The sequence below is a fragment of the Pectobacterium quasiaquaticum genome (assembly GCF_014946775.2).
GTDB classification, from domain to species: domain Bacteria; phylum Pseudomonadota; class Gammaproteobacteria; order Enterobacterales; family Enterobacteriaceae; genus Pectobacterium; species Pectobacterium aquaticum.
Genome location: NZ_CP065177.1, coordinates 3157983 through 3174044, shown reverse-complemented (window position 1 = coordinate 3174044; position 16062 = coordinate 3157983). Strand labels below are relative to the sequence as shown.

The window sequence follows — 16062 nt, the reverse complement described above, 5'->3', positions numbered from 1 at the left end:
TAGGGTTGTTGTGCGAGGTACTGGTTTATATCAAAGTCAGCGTGATAAAAAAAAATATAATAAGGCTGATCTCGATGTTTGCTGACGTGCACCAGGCCGCCAACAGTTTGATCATTATTATTTGTTTATAACCTGCAACCTGAGTTGTTGAGTACAACATGTCAACAAGTGTATTTAATCGCCGCTGGGCTACATTACTGCTGGAATCGCTGACCCGCCACGGTGTCCGGCATGTCTGCATCGCGCCTGGTTCTCGCTCCACCCCGTTGACGCTGTCTGCGGCGGATAATCATGCACTGATTTGCCACACGCATTTCGATGAGCGGGGGCTTGGGCATCTGGCGCTGGGGCTGGCAAAAGCCTCACGTGAGCCGGTTGCGATTATCGTGACGTCAGGCACCGCCGCGGCGAACCTTTATCCTGCCATCATCGAAGCTGGGCTGACCGGAGAACGGCTGGTGGTGCTGACAGCCGACCGCCCGCCGGAGCTGATTGATTGCGGTGCGAATCAGGCGATTCGCCAACATGCACTGTATGCTTCACACCCCACGCTGGCGCTCGATTTACCGCGCCCCACGCCCGACATTCCGGCTAGCTGGCTGGTTTCCTCTGTGGATAGTGCAATGGCGCGACTGACGCACGGCGCGTTGCACATTAACTGCCCCTTTGCTGAACCGCTGTACGGTGCCGATGACGGCACGGCGTATCAGGACTGGTTAATGACGCTGGGCGACTGGTGGAACAGCCGTGAACCCTGGCTGCGTGAAATGCGCCAGAGCACGCTGGCGGTGCAGCCGGACTGGCCGCAGTGGCGAGATAAACGGGGTGTTGTTCTCGCCGGTCGCGTGACGCCAGAACAAGGTACGCGACTCGCGGCGTGGGCGAACGAACTGGGCTGGCCGTTGATTGGTGATGTCCTGTCACAAAGCGGACAGCCGTTACCCTGTGCGGATATTTGGCTGGCGCATCCTGACGCAGCGGCTCGCTTACAGCAGGTGGACATTGTCTTGCAGTTCGGAGGTAGCCTGACGGGTAAGCGCCTGCTGCAATGGCAGGAACAGTGCCAGCCGCAAGAATTCTGGTTAATTGACGATTTACCGGGACGGTTGGATCCGGCTCACCATCGCGGGCGTCGTCTGGTGGCGGACGTGAGCGAATGGCTGTCTGCGCATCCGGCGCATAAACAAGCGCCGTGGGCGGAGTTGTTGGCGGATATCGCCGACAGAACACAGCGGCAGGTCGACGCGCATCTGGCTTCCCGTTTTGGTGAAGCGCAGTTGGCGAAGCGCATACCGGCGCTGTTGCCGCCGGGCGGGCAGCTGTTTGTCGGCAACAGCCTTGTTGTTCGCCTGATCGACGCATTGGCTCAACTCCCACAGGGATATCCGGTGTACGGTAACCGTGGTGCCAGCGGTATTGATGGTCTGATCTCCACGCTGGCCGGTGTACAGCGTGCCACGTCAAAAGCCACGCTGGGCATCGTCGGCGATCTTTCTGCGTTATACGATTTGAATGCGCTGGCGCTGCTGCGTCAGGCTCCCGCACCGCTGGTGCTGATTGTGGTGAACAATAACGGCGGCCAGATATTTTCCCTGCTGCCGACGCCGGTTGCACAGCGCGAAGCATTTTACTGCATGCCACAAAATGTGGAATTCGGCCACGCGGCCGCGATGTTTGGCCTGAATTACGTGCGCGCCGAGAGCTGGGAACAGCTGGCGAATACGGTGGCGGATTGCTGGACTCAGGGCGGCGTCACGCTGCTGGAAGTGGTGGTTGAACCGAAAGACGGCGCGAAAACGCTCAATGAACTGGTCGCGCAGGTGGCGACATGGGCGCACTAGATTCCCAGAGGCTGGTTTTTCAGAGACCAAGTTTTCAAAAGCTAAGCTGCCAGAAAGTGACGCATGGCGCGGTGGCTCCGAGGCAGCCGTGGCTGGTGTGTCTGCATGGTTTATTAGGCAGTGGCGAAGACTGGCTACCCGTTCTACCGTTTTGTCGTGACTGGCCGGTGTTGCTGGTGGATTTACCCGGACACGGTGCATCGCGAACGATTTCCACAACCGGTTTTGCCGATGTCAGCCGCCAGTTAAGCAAGACGCTGTTGGATCAAGGCATTGAGAATTACTGGCTGCTAGGCTATTCGCTCGGTGGGCGTATCGCGATGTATCACGCCTGCAACGGACAACATGACGGCATGCTGGGGCTGATGGTCGAAGGCGGTCATCTCGGTCTGGCAACGCCGGAATTGCGTACGGAGCGTATCCACCATGATGCACGCTGGGCGCAGCGCTTTCGTCAGGAGCCGCTGCCAGCGGTCTTGCAGGATTGGTATCAGCAGGCGGTGTTTGCCGATCTGGATTCAGCGCAGCGTGAACAGCTGATCGCGCGCCGCAGCGCGAATCACGGTGCATCTGTTGCGGCAATGCTGGAAGCGACCTCGCTGGGGCGACAGCCCTTTTTAGCGAAACGCCTCCGGCACCTGTCGATACCTTTTGTTTACTTATGCGGTGCCAGCGACGTGAAGTTTCAAACGCTGGCGGCGCAATACGGCCTGCCGTTACTGAGCGTGGTTCAGGCGGGTCATAATGCTCATCAGGCGAATCCAACGGCCTATGCTGAGCGGGTTCGCTCTTTTCTTTTGCATCACGTTAAGGATTGATAACTATGCTTTATCCGAGTGAAGATCTGCTTTACGCACCGATTGAATGGCACGATTGCAGCGGCGACTTCGCCGATATTCTCTACCATAAATCCATCGATGGCATTGCCAAAATCACGATTAACCGTCCTCAGGTTCGCAATGCGTTCCGTCCGCAAACGGTAAAAGAGATGATTCAGGCGCTCGATAATGCCCGTCACGACGACGGCATCGGGACGATCATTCTGACCGGCGCTGGCGATAAGGCATTCTGCTCCGGCGGCGATCAGAAAGTACGCGGCGACTACGGCGGTTATCAGGATGACAGCGGTGTGCATCACCTGAACGTGTTGGATTTCCAACGTCAGATCCGTACCTGTCCGAAGCCGGTTGTTGCGATGGTCGCGGGCTATTCCATCGGTGGCGGACACGTTCTGCACATGATGTGCGACCTGACGATTGCGGCAGAGAACGCCATCTTCGGTCAAACGGGTCCACGTGTCGGTTCTTTCGACGGCGGCTGGGGCGCGTCTTACATGGCGCGCATCGTAGGTCAGAAGAAAGCGCGTGAAATCTGGTTCCTGTGCCGCCAGTACGATGCGGCGCAAGCGCTGGATATGGGGCTGGTGAACACCGTGGTTCCGCTGGCCGATCTGGAAAAAGAGACGGTGCGCTGGTGCCGTGAAATGCTGCAAAACAGCCCGATGGCGCTGCGTTGCCTGAAAGCGGCACTGAACGCAGACTGCGACGGTCAGGCTGGTTTGCAGGAACTGGCGGGGAACGCCACCATGCTGTTCTACATGACGGACGAAGGGCAGGAAGGCCGTAACGCGTTCAACGAAAAACGTCAGCCTGACTTCAGCAAATTCAAACGGAATCCGTAATGCGTCAGGTCACTCTCTATCGTTACAGCGTGCCGATGGAAGCCGGAGTGGTGCTGCGCAATCAGCGTCTGAAAACCCGCGATGGGCTTATCGTTCGCCTGCAAGACGGCGAGCGATTGGGCTGGGGCGAGATCGCGCCGCTGCCGGAATTTAGCGTGGAAACGCTGGCAGAGGCGGAGTCCGCCGCGCTTGAACAGCTAACATCGTGGGCGGCAGGGGCGGCATTTTCTGACAATCTTCCGCCTTCTGTTGCTTTTGGCTTGAGCTGTGCGCAGGCCGAGCTGGATCAGCGTCTGCCGCAGGCGGCAGACTATCGCAAAGCGCCATTGTGCAGCGGCGATCCTGACGAACTGTTTGACATGCTACAGGCGATGCCGGGCGAGAAAGTGGCGAAGATCAAAGTTGGCCTGTACGAGGCGGTGCGTGATGGCATGATCGTTAACGTCCTGCTGGAAGCCTTGCCGGATCTGAAACTCCGTCTGGATGCTAACCGCAGTTGGACGCGAGCCAAAGCCGACGGCTTCGCTCGTTATGTCGCGCCGTCATTGCGTTCGCGCATTGCCTTTCTTGAAGAGCCTTGCAAAACCCGTGAAGAATCTCGCGAGTTTGCGCGGGAAACGGGCATCAATATTGCCTGGGACGAAAGCGTGCGCGAGGCGGATTTTCGGGTAGAAGCCGAGCTGGGCGTGAGCGCAATTGTGATCAAGCCTACGCTGGTCGGTAGCCTCGCACGTTGCCAGCAACTGGTGCAGGAAGCGCATCGGGTTGGATTAACGGCGGTGATCAGCTCCAGCATCGAATCCAGTCTGGGCTTAACGCAACTGGCACGTTTGGCGCACTGGCTGACACCGGACACAGTCCCAGGGCTGGACACGTTGGATCTGATGCAGGCGCAGGTGATTCAATGCTGGCCGGAGAGCGCGTTGCCGCTGCTGGCTGCTGAGCAACTGGACGTGGTATGGCAATCCTGACTGACTGGCCGTGGCGACACTGGGCTAACCAGACGCCGCAGTTTGTTTTGTTGAATGAACCTGTTTCGTTGAATGAGTCTGTCGCATTGATTGACGGCGAAATCCGCTGGAGCTGGCGGTCGCTAGCCCAGCGGGTGGATCATCTGGCGGAGCATTTCACACAGCAGGGCGTGAGGGCCGACAGTACGGTCGCGCTACGCGGGAAAAATAGCGGTCAGATGCTGTTCAGCTATTTGGCGCTGTTACAGTGCGGCGTGCTCGTGTTGCCGTTGAATCCACAGTTACCTGATGCACTAACCGAGGCGCTGCTGCCCACGCTGAATGTAACGTATGGTCTGTGCCTGAATGATAAACCGTGGCCGAATGCGATACGCACGCTTTCTTCGCCATCAAGCGATACCGAAGAAAGTCACTGCATCGATCGATTACGCTGGCAGGCAAATCGGCTGGCGACGCTGACGCTGACATCCGGCTCCAGCGGGATGCCGAAGGCGGCGGTGCATTCATTTGCTGCCCATCTCTCCAGTGCGGAAGGTGTGGTGCAGATGATGGCATTTTCCTCCAGCGACAGCTGGCTGTTGTCACTTCCACTCTTTCACGTTTCTGGGCAGGGCATTGTCTGGCGCTGGCTTGCGACTGGGGCAACGATCGTTGTCCGCGCACATCAGCCTCTGGATAGCGCATTGCGCGATTGCACCCATGCTTCTCTGGTGCCAACCCAACTGTGGCGACTGCTGTCAGAGGGGACATTCCCTTCGGCACTGAAAGCCGTATTGCTTGGCGGCGCGATGATTCCGCAGGCGCTGACGCAACAGGCGGAGGCGCGAGGCGTCAGTTGCTGGTGTGGCTATGGTTTGACGGAACTGGCGTCCACGGTCTGCGCGAAACGTGCTGACGGGCGTTCGGGCGTCGGCCTGCCGCTTCATGAGCGAGAGATCCGGCTGGCGGAGGATGAAATTCTGCTGCGTGGCAGCACGCTGGCCGCGGGCTATTGGCGTGATGGAAAACTGATTCCACTGGTCGATGATGACGGCTGGTTCCATTCGCGGGATCGCGGGCGATTTGCCGAGGATGAATGGCATATTCTGGGGCGTCTGGATAACCAATTCTTCAGCGGTGGAGAAGGGATTCAGCCCGAGAATATCGAAGCCGTACTGTTGGCGCATCCTGATGTTCAACAGGCCTGCATTGTGCCCGTTGACGATGCAGAATTCGGCCACCGTCCTGTTGCGGTATTGGAGGTGGCACAAGCCACGACGCTTGATGCAATACGCGATTGGCTACAGCCACAGCTTGCCGGATTTCAGCGTCCGGTCGCGTATTATGCGCTGCCCGCTGAACTGAAAAATGGCGGGATTAAGCTATCTCGCCAGCAGGTGAAAAACTGGGTCAATACAATTTATCACCAGTAAAAAGGTAGAATTTCCCAACCATACGCAATGCATCCTCCATGCTCGTACTGGTTTCGTGTTCAAATCGTGCTAACTTTTCTTGATAAAAATGTTCACGATGACTAAAAGAATAAATCGCTGCTCAGGGCAATTTCATGCTGGAGTGAGAGGACGTTTCGGGTAGAATCGGCAACGATAGCATCTTTACACGCGCGTTTAACGACGGTTTTAAGGATATTGAAAATGAAAAAGTTTGTGATTGCCTGTGCGGGAAGCCTGTTACTTGCAAGTGCTTCTGTACATGCCATTAGCCTTTCCGGGGAAGCAGGTCGCGATTACGCTGGTGCCAATGCAGGCTTCGGTCTGGGCATTCCTGGGCTTGCGGGCAATGTGAGCTATGCCCACGGCGACAACAGCAATGATGTATACGGTTTTGGCCTGGGGTACACCATTCCTGTTGGCCCACTCAAGCTGACGCTGGGTGGCAAAGCGCTGTACCTGAATCAGGATCACGGCAATGATGGTTATGGCGTCGCACTGGGCGGTGGCGTGCAGTGGCCGCTGAGCCGTCAGTTCTCGCTGTATGGTGAAGGTTACTATTCACCAGATTCCTTCTCCAGCCATGTCGACCACTATGTTGAAGGGAAAGCGGGCGTTCGCTGGCAGGTCTTTGCGCCGCTGAGCGTTGATGTCGGCTACCGCTATATCAATATGGCGCGTGAGAACGGCCCAGATAACAGACTGGCGGATTCTGCCTATATCGGCGTTGGTCTGAGCTTCTAATAGTTCTCTGAAGTTAGAAAGAAAAAGAGCGTGAATGTTGAGTTCACGCTCTTTTTTTATGACGGACATCCTTGTCCGTCACCCTACGAGCATAAAAAACGCTCCCAGCGTTTTTTTATGTCTTGGATTAACCAATGAGAAGGTTAACTAATCGACGGTAGCCAGCCTGCTACCATCGCCAGTTGGATCAGGATAATCGCTACGCCGCTGGCGAAGACCAGTGCCAGGACCGGCGCGCCACCGCGCGTTGCGCGTATTTCAGGACGCTGTTTGCGCACCTGCCAGCTCAGCAGAACGGGAATAAGCAGTGCCAGCACGGCCAGCGCGATCGCCGCATAGCCCAGTGCCATCACGAACCCTTGCGGATAAAAGAGGGCAAACACCAGCGGGGGAATAAAGGTCAGCAACCCCGTTTGCGCACGCCCGATGACGCTATTTTTGCGCTTAAACAGATCGGCTAAATAATCGAACAGCCCCAGCGCCACGCCGAGGAAAGAGGTCGCCAGTGCCAGATCGGCAAACAGGTGGACGGCCAGTTCAACGTGCGGAGAGGCAACCAGCGTGCGAATCGCCTGCATCAACCCATTCAATCCCGCCTGATCGGCCAAAATAGCGTTGAATGTTGAAGAACTGAGGCTGCCTAGCATCACAAGCTGCCAGAAAATATAGGCAATCAGCGGTATCACGCTACCGATAAGGAATATTCGGCGCAGCTTACGACTGTCGCCACCCATGTAGTGCACGATACTGGGGATACTGCCGTGAAAGCCGAACGACGTCAGGATAACGGGTAATGCTGAGAGCGTCAGACCCTGTTGCAACGGCAGCGTTAGTAGGTTGACGCGCTGAATATGCGGCACCACGACGGCCAGCATAATGACAAGCATCAGTACTTTGCCGCTAAACAGGATGCGGTTAAATAAATCGACGGAGGATGTCCCGATACAGACGACGCCGCCGGCAACCAGCGTAAAGAGCAGAATGCCTGCGGGCAATGGAAGTGAATAGCCACTCCACTGGCTGATACTGCTGGCGAGCAGTTCGCCTGCGCCGCTGATATACGCTGCCGTGAGCGCATACATCAGAAATAGCATACTGAAACCGGTGATCCACTGTCCCCAGCGGCCGAGGTAGATTTTTGCCAGCGTGCCCAGCCCGGTGTGCGAGGGCTGATGTTGATATACTTCAACCAGCAATAAGGCGCTGTAACACATCAGTGCCCACAAACCGATTAATATCATCAATGTAGTACCAAACCCGACGCCGGCGGTTGCTAGCGGCATCGCCAACATTCCAGCTCCAATAGTGGTGCCTGCAACGATAAAAATGCTGCCAAGAGTACGATTTTTCACCTATTCCTCTATAAATAGCGTGGCTATCCAGATATTTTTGGCAGCAGGGTAGAGTATTCAGTGATTTCTGTCAAAACGCCGTTACGAGGGGTGTAATTTTATATTTACACTGGAGTGAGGGCGTCGGAGGTGATATGTCATTGGGCAGGCAGAAAGAAACATTGTGTTTGTTCATGCGACTTTTTAAAGTGGTTTCAGGATCGTCACGAGGAATAAAAAATGCTTAGGGTCGAGATGTTATGTACCGGCGATGAAGTGCTGCATGGTCAGATTATTGATACCAATGCGGCCTGGCTGGCGGATTATCTGTTTCAGCAGGGATTACCGATGACCAGCCGGATGACGGTGGGGGACGATCTCGATGCGCTGGTGACTGCGATAACGCAGCGTAGCCAGATTGCCGATATCCTGATTGTGAACGGCGGCCTAGGGCCGACCAGCGACGATCTCAGCGCATTGGCGGCGGCCACCGCCGCAGGAGAAGGGTTGGTTGAGCACGCGGAATGGCTGGCGCGTATGGAGGCTTTCTTTGCTGAGCGTGGAAGAGTGATGGCACCGAGCAACCGCAAACAGGCACAAATTCCCGCCAGGGCGGAAATGGTGGATAACCCGGTGGGCACCGCCTGTGGTTTTGCGCTGCAATTGAACAAGTGCCTGATGTTTTTTACGCCGGGCGTGCCGTCTGAGTTTAAGGTCATGGTCGATCAGCAAATTATGCCGCGCCTGCGTGAGCGTTTTGCTGTCGCCGATGCCCCGCTGTGCCTGCGCCTGACCACCTTTGGGCGCTCCGAGAGCGATCTTGCAAGCCAGTTGGATGGTATGGCGTTACCGCCGGGTGTAGTGCTGGGCTACCGTTCTTCTATGCCGATTATCGAGCTGAAGCTGACCGGCCCTGCTGCACAGCAGGAAAATATGGAGCAACTGTGGGAAACGGTGCGCACCGTGGCAGGGGAAAATACCCTCTTTGAAGGAACCGAAGGGTTACCGGCACAGCTGGCACGGCGTCTGGCCGAGCGTGATATGACGCTGGCAGTGAGTGAACACTTCACGGCAGGATTGCTCAACTGGCAGCTCCAGTCGGCAAATGTTCCGCTGGAGGGCGGAGAACTGCTGGCAAAGGTTGAGGATACCAGCCTGTCTGGGCTTGTGGACTATGCTCGCCATCTGACGGAGCGTCAGGGGGCATCGTTAGCGCTGGTCGTGGGTAATCGGAATGATGCGGAGCTGTCATTAGCGCTGCATACGCCGGAAGGATCTTTCGCCCAAACGATACAGTTCAACGTACAGCGCTACAGCCTGAAAACCCATCAGGAAGTCGTTGCGATGCTGGCGATGAACATGCTGCGCCGCTGGCTAAACGGCTGGTCAGTGTACGGCGGACACGGCTGGATTACGGTGCTGAAGACGCTGTAGTCAGCGGGAATTACCGAGGATCTTATCCTTAACCTGCCTCTTAGCCACATTTCTATTCGGCTTTCGGGGTTAGTTTCGTGCGCGATGATACCGTTATTTTCATGCTACCTCGTAGCTCGCGCCCGACAAGGGACGGCTCAAACGCCGCTCGCCCCTTGACCCCAGGCTTTTCGGCGGAAATTATGCCGCTAACGCGGTGCCTTCGTCGGTATCAGGCTCAACGGACCGCTCGCGACACGTTCCCGACGTGGCGCAAGCTTTCGCCGCGTCCTGCGGCTCATCCTAAGCCTGCTATCTCCTCAGCATAATTTTTTACGCCGAGTTAGCACGCCCGAAACCATCATATCAATCTAGCATAAGACGATAAGTCTATAAGCCGATGGCTAATACTCGCCTGCAAATAAAAAGGCCAGAATCAATGTTCTGGCCTTTTTCACAAGATAAATCAATATAATAACGAATAGAGCTGGCGGCGGTAGCGGGCGGCGAGGGCGTCGCTGGTGCCGAGGGCGGCCATGATGTCCATCAGCGTTTTACGTGCGCTGCCGTTAGCGACGGCCAGATCTTTCTTCAGAAAGCCCATCAGCAGTTCAAGCGCTTCTTCATTACGGCCGACTTGATGCAGTTGCAGCGCTAGCTGTACCGCGAGATCCGCATTTTGCGGATCGGCGTCCAACTGCTGCTGTAGATGCTGAATTTCCGGCGTATCTGCCGCCTGTTTCAGCAATTCAATCTGCGCCATGAGGCTGTGGTAACGCGTGTCTCGATCTTGCAAAGGAATGGTGGCCAGTACGGCTTCCGCATCTTCACTGCGTTTAATTTGAATCTGTACTTCTGCCAGCATCAGACCGATGTCGCTGCGCTGCTGGCTGAGTTGCCAGGCGTCTTTCAGCAGTTGCATCGCTTCCGGCAGTTTGTCTTCCTGAATCAGCTGCTGCGCCTGCGCGACTTTCAGCTCTTCTTCTTTCGGCAGCGCGCGTTTCAGCAGTTCACGAATCGCTTCTTCCGGCTGTGGCCCTTGAAAACCGTCCAGCGGCTGCCCGTCTTTAAACAGATACACGGTTGGGATTGAGCGCAGGCCAAACTGAGCCGCTACGCGCTGTTCGGCATCACAGTCAACCTTCGCCAGAACAAACTGTCCTGCATATTCCTGCGCCAGCTTGTCCAGCACCGGTTCCAGTTCCAGGCAGTGCTGACTACGCCCCGACCAGAAGTAAAACAGGACTGGCAGTGTCATGGAGTGTTCCAACACCTGATGCAGGTTGGATTCATTGACGTCAACGATAGTCGCTTGTTGTTCTAACATGAGTAGTCTCTCTTACTTCTTGAATTCATTTGACTCTTAGATGGGGCCTGTCGGTGTCACTTACAAGCCTTGTGCAGAGGTGAGTGCGCAATACATCGCCCTCTGCGACGTTATCCTCGTAATACCTTATCCAGAAGATACCCCGGTAGCAAACGACGCAGCCAGGTTAAGGCGTGAGCCACCAGCGTCACGGGATAGCGTAATTTAGGCCGTGAGCTTTCCAGCGCATGATGGAGCTTCGGTAATATCGCTTCCGGCGGCAGCGTGAAGCGCTTGGCGATGCCGGGGTTGGTCACCGGTTTGTCCGTCTGCGTCTGTGCGACATTACTGGTAAAGCGTGTACTGATCGGACCGGGCTCGATCAGGCTGACGTGCAGGCCGCTGCCGTGTAATTCCATACGCAACGCATCTGACCAGGCTTCCAGCGCATATTTGCTGGCGGCATACGCACCGCGACCCGGCGTTGATACCAACCCCAGCACGGAACTGGTCTGGATGATACGGCCTTCACCATGCCGCAGCATCGCAGGCAATAACAGCTGCGTGAGCTGATGCGTGCCGAACAGGTTGCTGGAAAACTGCTGTTCAAGCTGCTGGCGCGAAATGGTATTCAATGGACCGTACAGGCCATATCCGGCGTTATTAAATAAACCGTACAGACGGTTATCGGTCAGTTTGATCACCTCCGCCGCCGCTTGTTCCACGCTGGCGCTGTCATCCAGATCGAGCGTAATGGCTTCCAGACCTAGCGTAGTCAGACGAGCGACATCCTCTGCGCGGCGGCAGGCCGCAATCACGCGATAGCCGCGTTTTTGCAGATCCTGAGCGGCAATCAGGCCAATGCCGCTGGAACAACCGGTAATGAAGACCGTTTTTTGCATAACTTTACCTAATTCAAAAGCCTATTTATTAAGACTCATGGTTAACTAAGGGTTCCAGCTGCTTCGCCATCCATTCTGCGATAAACGGTTGGGCATCTCGGGTTGGATGGATGCCATCTTCCATCATCCACTCCGGTTTAAGATACACCTGCTCCATAAAGAAAGGCAGCAGAGGAAGCGCAAACTGCTCCGCCAGTTTGGGGTAGATATTGCTGAAGGACTCGGTGTAGCGGCGGCCATAGTTGGTCGGCAAACGAACCTGCATGAGCAACGGTTGGGCATTAGCTTGTTTGACCAGCGTGATGATTTTCGCCAGATCCTGCTCGATATTGGCTGCCGGAAATCCCCGAAGCCCATCATTGCCGCCCAGTTCAATCAACACCCAACGTGGCTGATGCTGTTTCAGCAGGGTAGGAATACGCGCCAGCCCCTGTGCGGTGGTGTCACCGCTAATACTGGCGTTAACTACAGCGATACCTTTTTTCTGCGTCTGCCACTGTGTGTTCAGCAGCGTTGGCCACGCGTTAGCGGCCGGCATCTGGTAGCCCGCACTGAGGCTATCGCCCAGAATTAATAATGTGTCAGCGGCGAAAGCGCGTACGCTGCATAATCCCAGAAGCAAAAGGACGAAAACATGTTTGCGAAGACCAGCCCAGCGAGTGCTACGCCAAGCAAAACTGCGCACGTAGAAAACATTCTTGAAGTTCATCATCTTAGTAAGCACGTTGGTCAAGGAGAAAATCGGCTTTCCATCCTTACCGGAGTTGAGCTTATTGTCAAACCTGCGCAGACAATTGCCCTGATTGGTGAATCCGGTTCGGGGAAATCGACGTTACTGGGGATTCTTGCTGGTCTGGATGATGGCACAGAAGGTGACGTTAGCCTGATGGGCAAGTCACTCAACGCATTGGATGAAGAAGGTCGTGCGGCGCTGCGCGCTCAGCACGTTGGTTTTGTCTTTCAGTCTTTTATGCTGGTGCCGACGCTGAACGCGTTGGAGAACGTGCAATTACCTGCGTTGCTGCGCGGTGAAAGCGACAGCCACAGCCGCGGTCAGGCTGAGCAACTGTTACAGCAGCTCGGATTGGGTGAGCGCTTACACCATCTTCCTGCTCAGCTTTCCGGCGGTGAACAGCAGCGTGTGGCGCTGGCGCGCGCGTTCAGCGGTCGTCCTAACGTCTTGTTTGCCGATGAACCTACCGGGAATCTGGATCGTAAAACCGGTGAACGCATCGTTGATCTGCTGTTTTCCCTCAATCGTGATTATGCCACCACGCTGATTTTGGTGACGCACGATGAACAACTGGCGGCGCGCTGTGAACGACGCCTGCGCTTAGTCGACGGCAAGCTGCGGGAGGACGCATGATCTGGCGGTGGTTCTGGCGCGAATGGCGCTCTCCTTCCTTATTGATTGTCTGGCTGGCGCTAACGCTGGCCGTGGCCTGTGTGCTGGCGTTGGGCACGATCAGCGACCGCATGGAAAAAGGGCTCAGCCAGCAGAGCCGGGATTTTCTGGCGGGCGACCGCGTGCTGCGTGCGTCACGGCCTATCGCGGACACCTGGCTTCAGGAAGCGGAGCAGCGAGGGCTGACGCTTAGCCGCCAGATTTCTTTCATGACCATGACATTTGCGGGCGATACGCCGCAGCTGGCACAGGTTAAAGCGACGGACCAACGCTATCCGCTGTACGGCAATTTACAGACTCGCCCCGAAGGGCTGCATGCGGAAGCGGGAACGGTGCTGGTGGCTCCACGCCTGCTGGCCTTACTTGAACTGAAAGTCGGTGACATGCTGGACGTCGGCGATACCTCGCTGCGTATCAGCGGTGAACTGATTCAGGAACCGGATGCCGGCTTTAATCCGTTTGAGACCGCGCCACGTATTCTGATGAATCTGGATGATGTCGAGAAAACGGGGGCGATTCAGCCGGGGGGGCGCATTACCTGGCGCTACATGTTTTCTGGCAACGAGAAACAGATCAGTGAATTTAGCAACTTCATCAAGCCACAGCTCAAGCCCGATCAGCGCTGGTATGGCATGGAGGATTCTGAAGGGGCGCTGAGCCAGTCGTTAAAGCGGTCACAGCAGTTCCTGTTGCTGTCGGCGTTGCTGACGCTGCTGTTGTCTATTGCCGCGGTCGCGGTGGCGATGGGGCACTACTGCCGCAGCCGCTATGATTTGGTCGCTATTCTGAAAACGCTGGGGGCAGGCAAACAGGCGCTGAGGCGGTTAATCATCGGGCAGTGGCTTTCCGTGCTTGGTCTGGCGGCGGTTTGCGGTAGCGTGCTCGGTCTGGGGTTTGAAGCGCTGTTGATGAAAATGCTGGCGCCAGTGCTGCCTGCGACACTGCCTGCCTCCGGGCTGTGGCCGTGGGTATGGGCGCAGGGATCGCTGGTGCTGATCTCACTGCTGGTTGGGCTGCGTCCTTATCGACTGCTGCTGGCGACACAGCCGCTGCGCGTGTTGCGTCAGGATGTGGTGGCGAACGTGTGGCCGCTGCGCTATTACCTGCCGATCGTCTTGATTATTGTCGTCGGGCTGCTGGCCGTCTTGTCCGGTGGCGGCGTACTGCTGTGGTCGCTGCTTGGCGGCGTGGCAGTGCTGTCGCTATTGCTGGGTGTCATTGGTTGGGGCGGTCTGCTGCTGCTACGGCGTTTGACGGTTAAACGACTGGCGTTGCGTCTGGCGATTAATCGCCTGTTGCGCCAGCCGTGGTCGACGCTCAGTCAACTGGCTGCGTTTTCGCTGTCCTTCATGCTATTGGCGCTGCTGCTGGTGATGCGCGGTGATTTGCTTGAACGTTGGCAGCAGCAGTTGCCGCCGGGTAGCCCGAACTATTTCCTGCTGAATATCACGGCAGATCAGGTGCCACAGATAAGGGATTTCCTTTCTCAGCATGAGGTGATACCGGAGCAGTTCTTCCCCATTATTCGTGCGCGCCTGACGGAGATTAATCAGCAGGTTGCGACGGAAGTGATCCATGAGGACGATCCGGGGGGTAACACGGTGAACCGTGAGCTGAACCTGACCTGGATGAACGGGATCCCGCAACACAATGTGCTGGTGGAAGGTGAAGCACCGAAGATGGGCGAAGTCTCGATGGAAGAGAAAGAAGCCAAAAAGATGGGGATCAAGATTGGTGATACGCTGACCTTCACCGGCGACACGCAGCCGTTTAGCGCCACGGTGACCAGTTTCCGTCAGGTGGATTGGGAAAGCCTGCGTCCGAATTTCTTCTTTATTTTCCCTGCGGGGGCGTTGGATAACCAGCCGCAGTCCTGGCTGACCAGCTTCCGCTACGATGGTGACGAGAAGATGATTACGCAACTGAATCGCCAGTTCCCGACGGTGAGCGTGCTGGATATTGGCAGTATTCTACGTCAGGTTGGGCAGGTCTTGCAGCAGGTGAGTCGTGCGCTGGAGATTATGGTCATCCTGGTACTGTTCTGTGGCGTGCTGCTGTTGCTGGCTCAGATTCAGGTCGGGATGCGTCAGCGACGTCAGGAACTGATGGTGTATCGAACGCTGGGGGCTGGGCTACGCCTGCTGCGTACCACGCTGTGGTGTGAATTCGCGGTGCTGGGCCTGGTTGCGGGAACGGCGGCGGCGATTGGCGCAGAGTCGGCCCTGTGGCTGTTGCAGCGCAAGGTCTTTAACTTTGCCTGGGAACCGAATATCGGGATGTGGATAGCACTGCCGTTAATCGCGGCGTTCCTTTTGTCGCTCTGCGGCGGCTGGCTGGGGCTACGACTCTTACGTGGTAAAGCACTGTTCCGGCAGTTCGCTGGGTAATATTGCGTATAAGAATACGCCATTTTCTCTGAGACGAATTGCTATGTAAACACAGAGAAAGTTTCGTGCGCAGTACCGCCGCCACGTTTATGCAAAACCTTATAAGCGCCCGACGCAGGGCGCTCAAGCGCCGCAGCCCTGCGAACCCTGGCTTCTGGCTAAATTATGCCGCTACGCGGTTCCATCGGTGTTCATGACCGCTAACCGAGCCGCCAGTGACGCGTTCCCTACGCGGCACTGGCTTTCGCGACGTCCTGTCGCTCACTCGGCGGTCAAGCTCACCGCTGCATAATTTTTGATGCCGGATAACAGAGAAACTCGATCTTTTTACCTCACTGACTGATAGAACTTCCCGGTGCTTCGCCGCCGGTTCCCGTCACGGTTTTGTGTTTCGCCAGATAGTAAAGTGAGATTGTCACGCTCCAGCGGTCGTAGCTGAACGGAATTGCTCGTACCGGACATAGTAAATCCTTAATTAATATAAAGAGACGTGAACCGTGGTTACCGAGATCACGCTGGCATGATGATACCAACGCGAGTATAGCGGCGGTGCGTTCTGTGTAGAATGTTCAATGAGAACTCGTAAATACTTAACGCATAAAGAGGGGAGAAAAAATGATGATGACTAGCGAGTTGGTGTCGAAAGAAATA

13 protein-coding genes are annotated in these 16062 nt (G+C 56.1%); 9 read left to right on the top strand and 4 right to left on the bottom strand.

The features are described from left to right. Positions 1–158 precede the first annotated feature (158 nt). From menD to IG609_RS14540, 6 genes are all read left to right on the top strand, one after another. Positions 159–1841 (top strand): 2-succinyl-5-enolpyruvyl-6-hydroxy-3-cyclohexene-1-carboxylic-acid synthase, encoded by a 1683-nt coding sequence (gene menD, locus IG609_RS14565; RefSeq protein WP_193397519.1) that lies wholly within the window; start codon positions 159–161, stop codon positions 1839–1841. Then, a complete protein-coding gene (menH, locus tag IG609_RS14560) occupies positions 1829–2659 on the top strand; it encodes a 2-succinyl-6-hydroxy-2,4-cyclohexadiene-1-carboxylate synthase (protein WP_193397518.1) in 831 nt (276 codons plus the stop codon). The genes menD and menH overlap by 13 nt, the downstream gene beginning before the upstream one ends. 5 nt (positions 2660–2664) lie before the next feature. Continuing rightward, the gene (gene menB, locus IG609_RS14555; RefSeq protein WP_010301311.1) at positions 2665–3522 is read left to right on the top strand and encodes a 1,4-dihydroxy-2-naphthoyl-CoA synthase; all 858 of its coding nucleotides are present in this window, start codon (positions 2665–2667) and stop codon (positions 3520–3522) included. After that, the gene (gene menC / locus IG609_RS14550; RefSeq protein WP_193397517.1) at positions 3522–4493 is read left to right on the top strand and encodes an o-succinylbenzoate synthase; all 972 of its coding nucleotides are present in this window, start codon (positions 3522–3524) and stop codon (positions 4491–4493) included. Before menB ends, menC begins: the two co-directional genes overlap by 1 nt. Next, on the top strand, positions 4481–5905 hold the full coding sequence (gene menE, locus IG609_RS14545) for an o-succinylbenzoate--CoA ligase (RefSeq protein ID WP_193397516.1): 1425 nt from the start codon (positions 4481–4483) through the stop codon (positions 5903–5905). The genes menC and menE overlap by 13 nt, the downstream gene beginning before the upstream one ends. 222 nt (positions 5906–6127) lie before the next feature. Then, positions 6128–6667 (top strand): YfaZ family outer membrane protein, encoded by a 540-nt coding sequence (locus tag IG609_RS14540; protein WP_193397515.1) that lies wholly within the window; start codon positions 6128–6130, stop codon positions 6665–6667. 143 nt (positions 6668–6810) lie between these two features. Here IG609_RS14540 and tyrP read toward each other — a convergent pair whose 3' ends face one another. Further along, positions 6811–8019: a tyrosine transporter TyrP gene (tyrP, locus tag IG609_RS14535; RefSeq protein ID WP_193397514.1), complete on the bottom strand. Its 1209-nt coding sequence runs from the start codon at positions 8017–8019 to the stop codon at positions 6811–6813. Between the two features lie 219 nt (positions 8020–8238). On the opposite strand from tyrP, the gene IG609_RS14530 reads away from it, so the two are divergent. After that, positions 8239–9432, top strand: a complete 1194-nt coding sequence (locus IG609_RS14530) for a nicotinamide mononucleotide deamidase-related protein YfaY (protein WP_193397513.1) — start codon at positions 8239–8241, stop codon at positions 9430–9432. 445 nt (positions 9433–9877) lie between these two features. Here IG609_RS14530 and IG609_RS14525 read toward each other — a convergent pair whose 3' ends face one another. The 3 genes from IG609_RS14525 to tesA form a co-directional block, all read right to left on the bottom strand. Continuing rightward, positions 9878–10738 (bottom strand): co-chaperone YbbN, encoded by an 861-nt coding sequence (locus tag IG609_RS14525; RefSeq protein ID WP_193397512.1) that lies wholly within the window; start codon positions 10736–10738, stop codon positions 9878–9880. A 110-nt stretch (positions 10739–10848) separates the two neighbouring features. Continuing rightward, positions 10849–11619 carry an SDR family oxidoreductase gene (locus IG609_RS14520; protein WP_193397511.1) on the bottom strand — a complete coding sequence of 257 codons (771 nt, stop codon included), beginning with the start codon at positions 11617–11619 and terminating at the stop codon, positions 10849–10851. A 28-nt stretch (positions 11620–11647) separates the two neighbouring features. Next, on the bottom strand, positions 11648–12331 hold the full coding sequence (gene tesA / locus IG609_RS14515) for a multifunctional acyl-CoA thioesterase I/protease I/lysophospholipase L1 (protein ID WP_193397510.1): 684 nt from the start codon (positions 12329–12331) through the stop codon (positions 11648–11650). Between tesA and ybbA the strand changes: the two genes are divergently transcribed. After that, a complete protein-coding gene (gene ybbA, locus IG609_RS14510) occupies positions 12254–12985 on the top strand; it encodes a putative ABC transporter ATP-binding protein YbbA (protein WP_005976200.1) in 732 nt (243 codons plus the stop codon). The genes tesA and ybbA overlap by 78 nt on opposite strands. Next, the gene (gene ybbP, locus IG609_RS14505) at positions 12982–15411 is read left to right on the top strand and encodes a putative ABC transporter permease subunit YbbP (protein WP_193397509.1); all 2430 of its coding nucleotides are present in this window, start codon (positions 12982–12984) and stop codon (positions 15409–15411) included. Before ybbA ends, ybbP begins: the two co-directional genes overlap by 4 nt. Positions 15412–16062 lie beyond the last annotated feature (651 nt).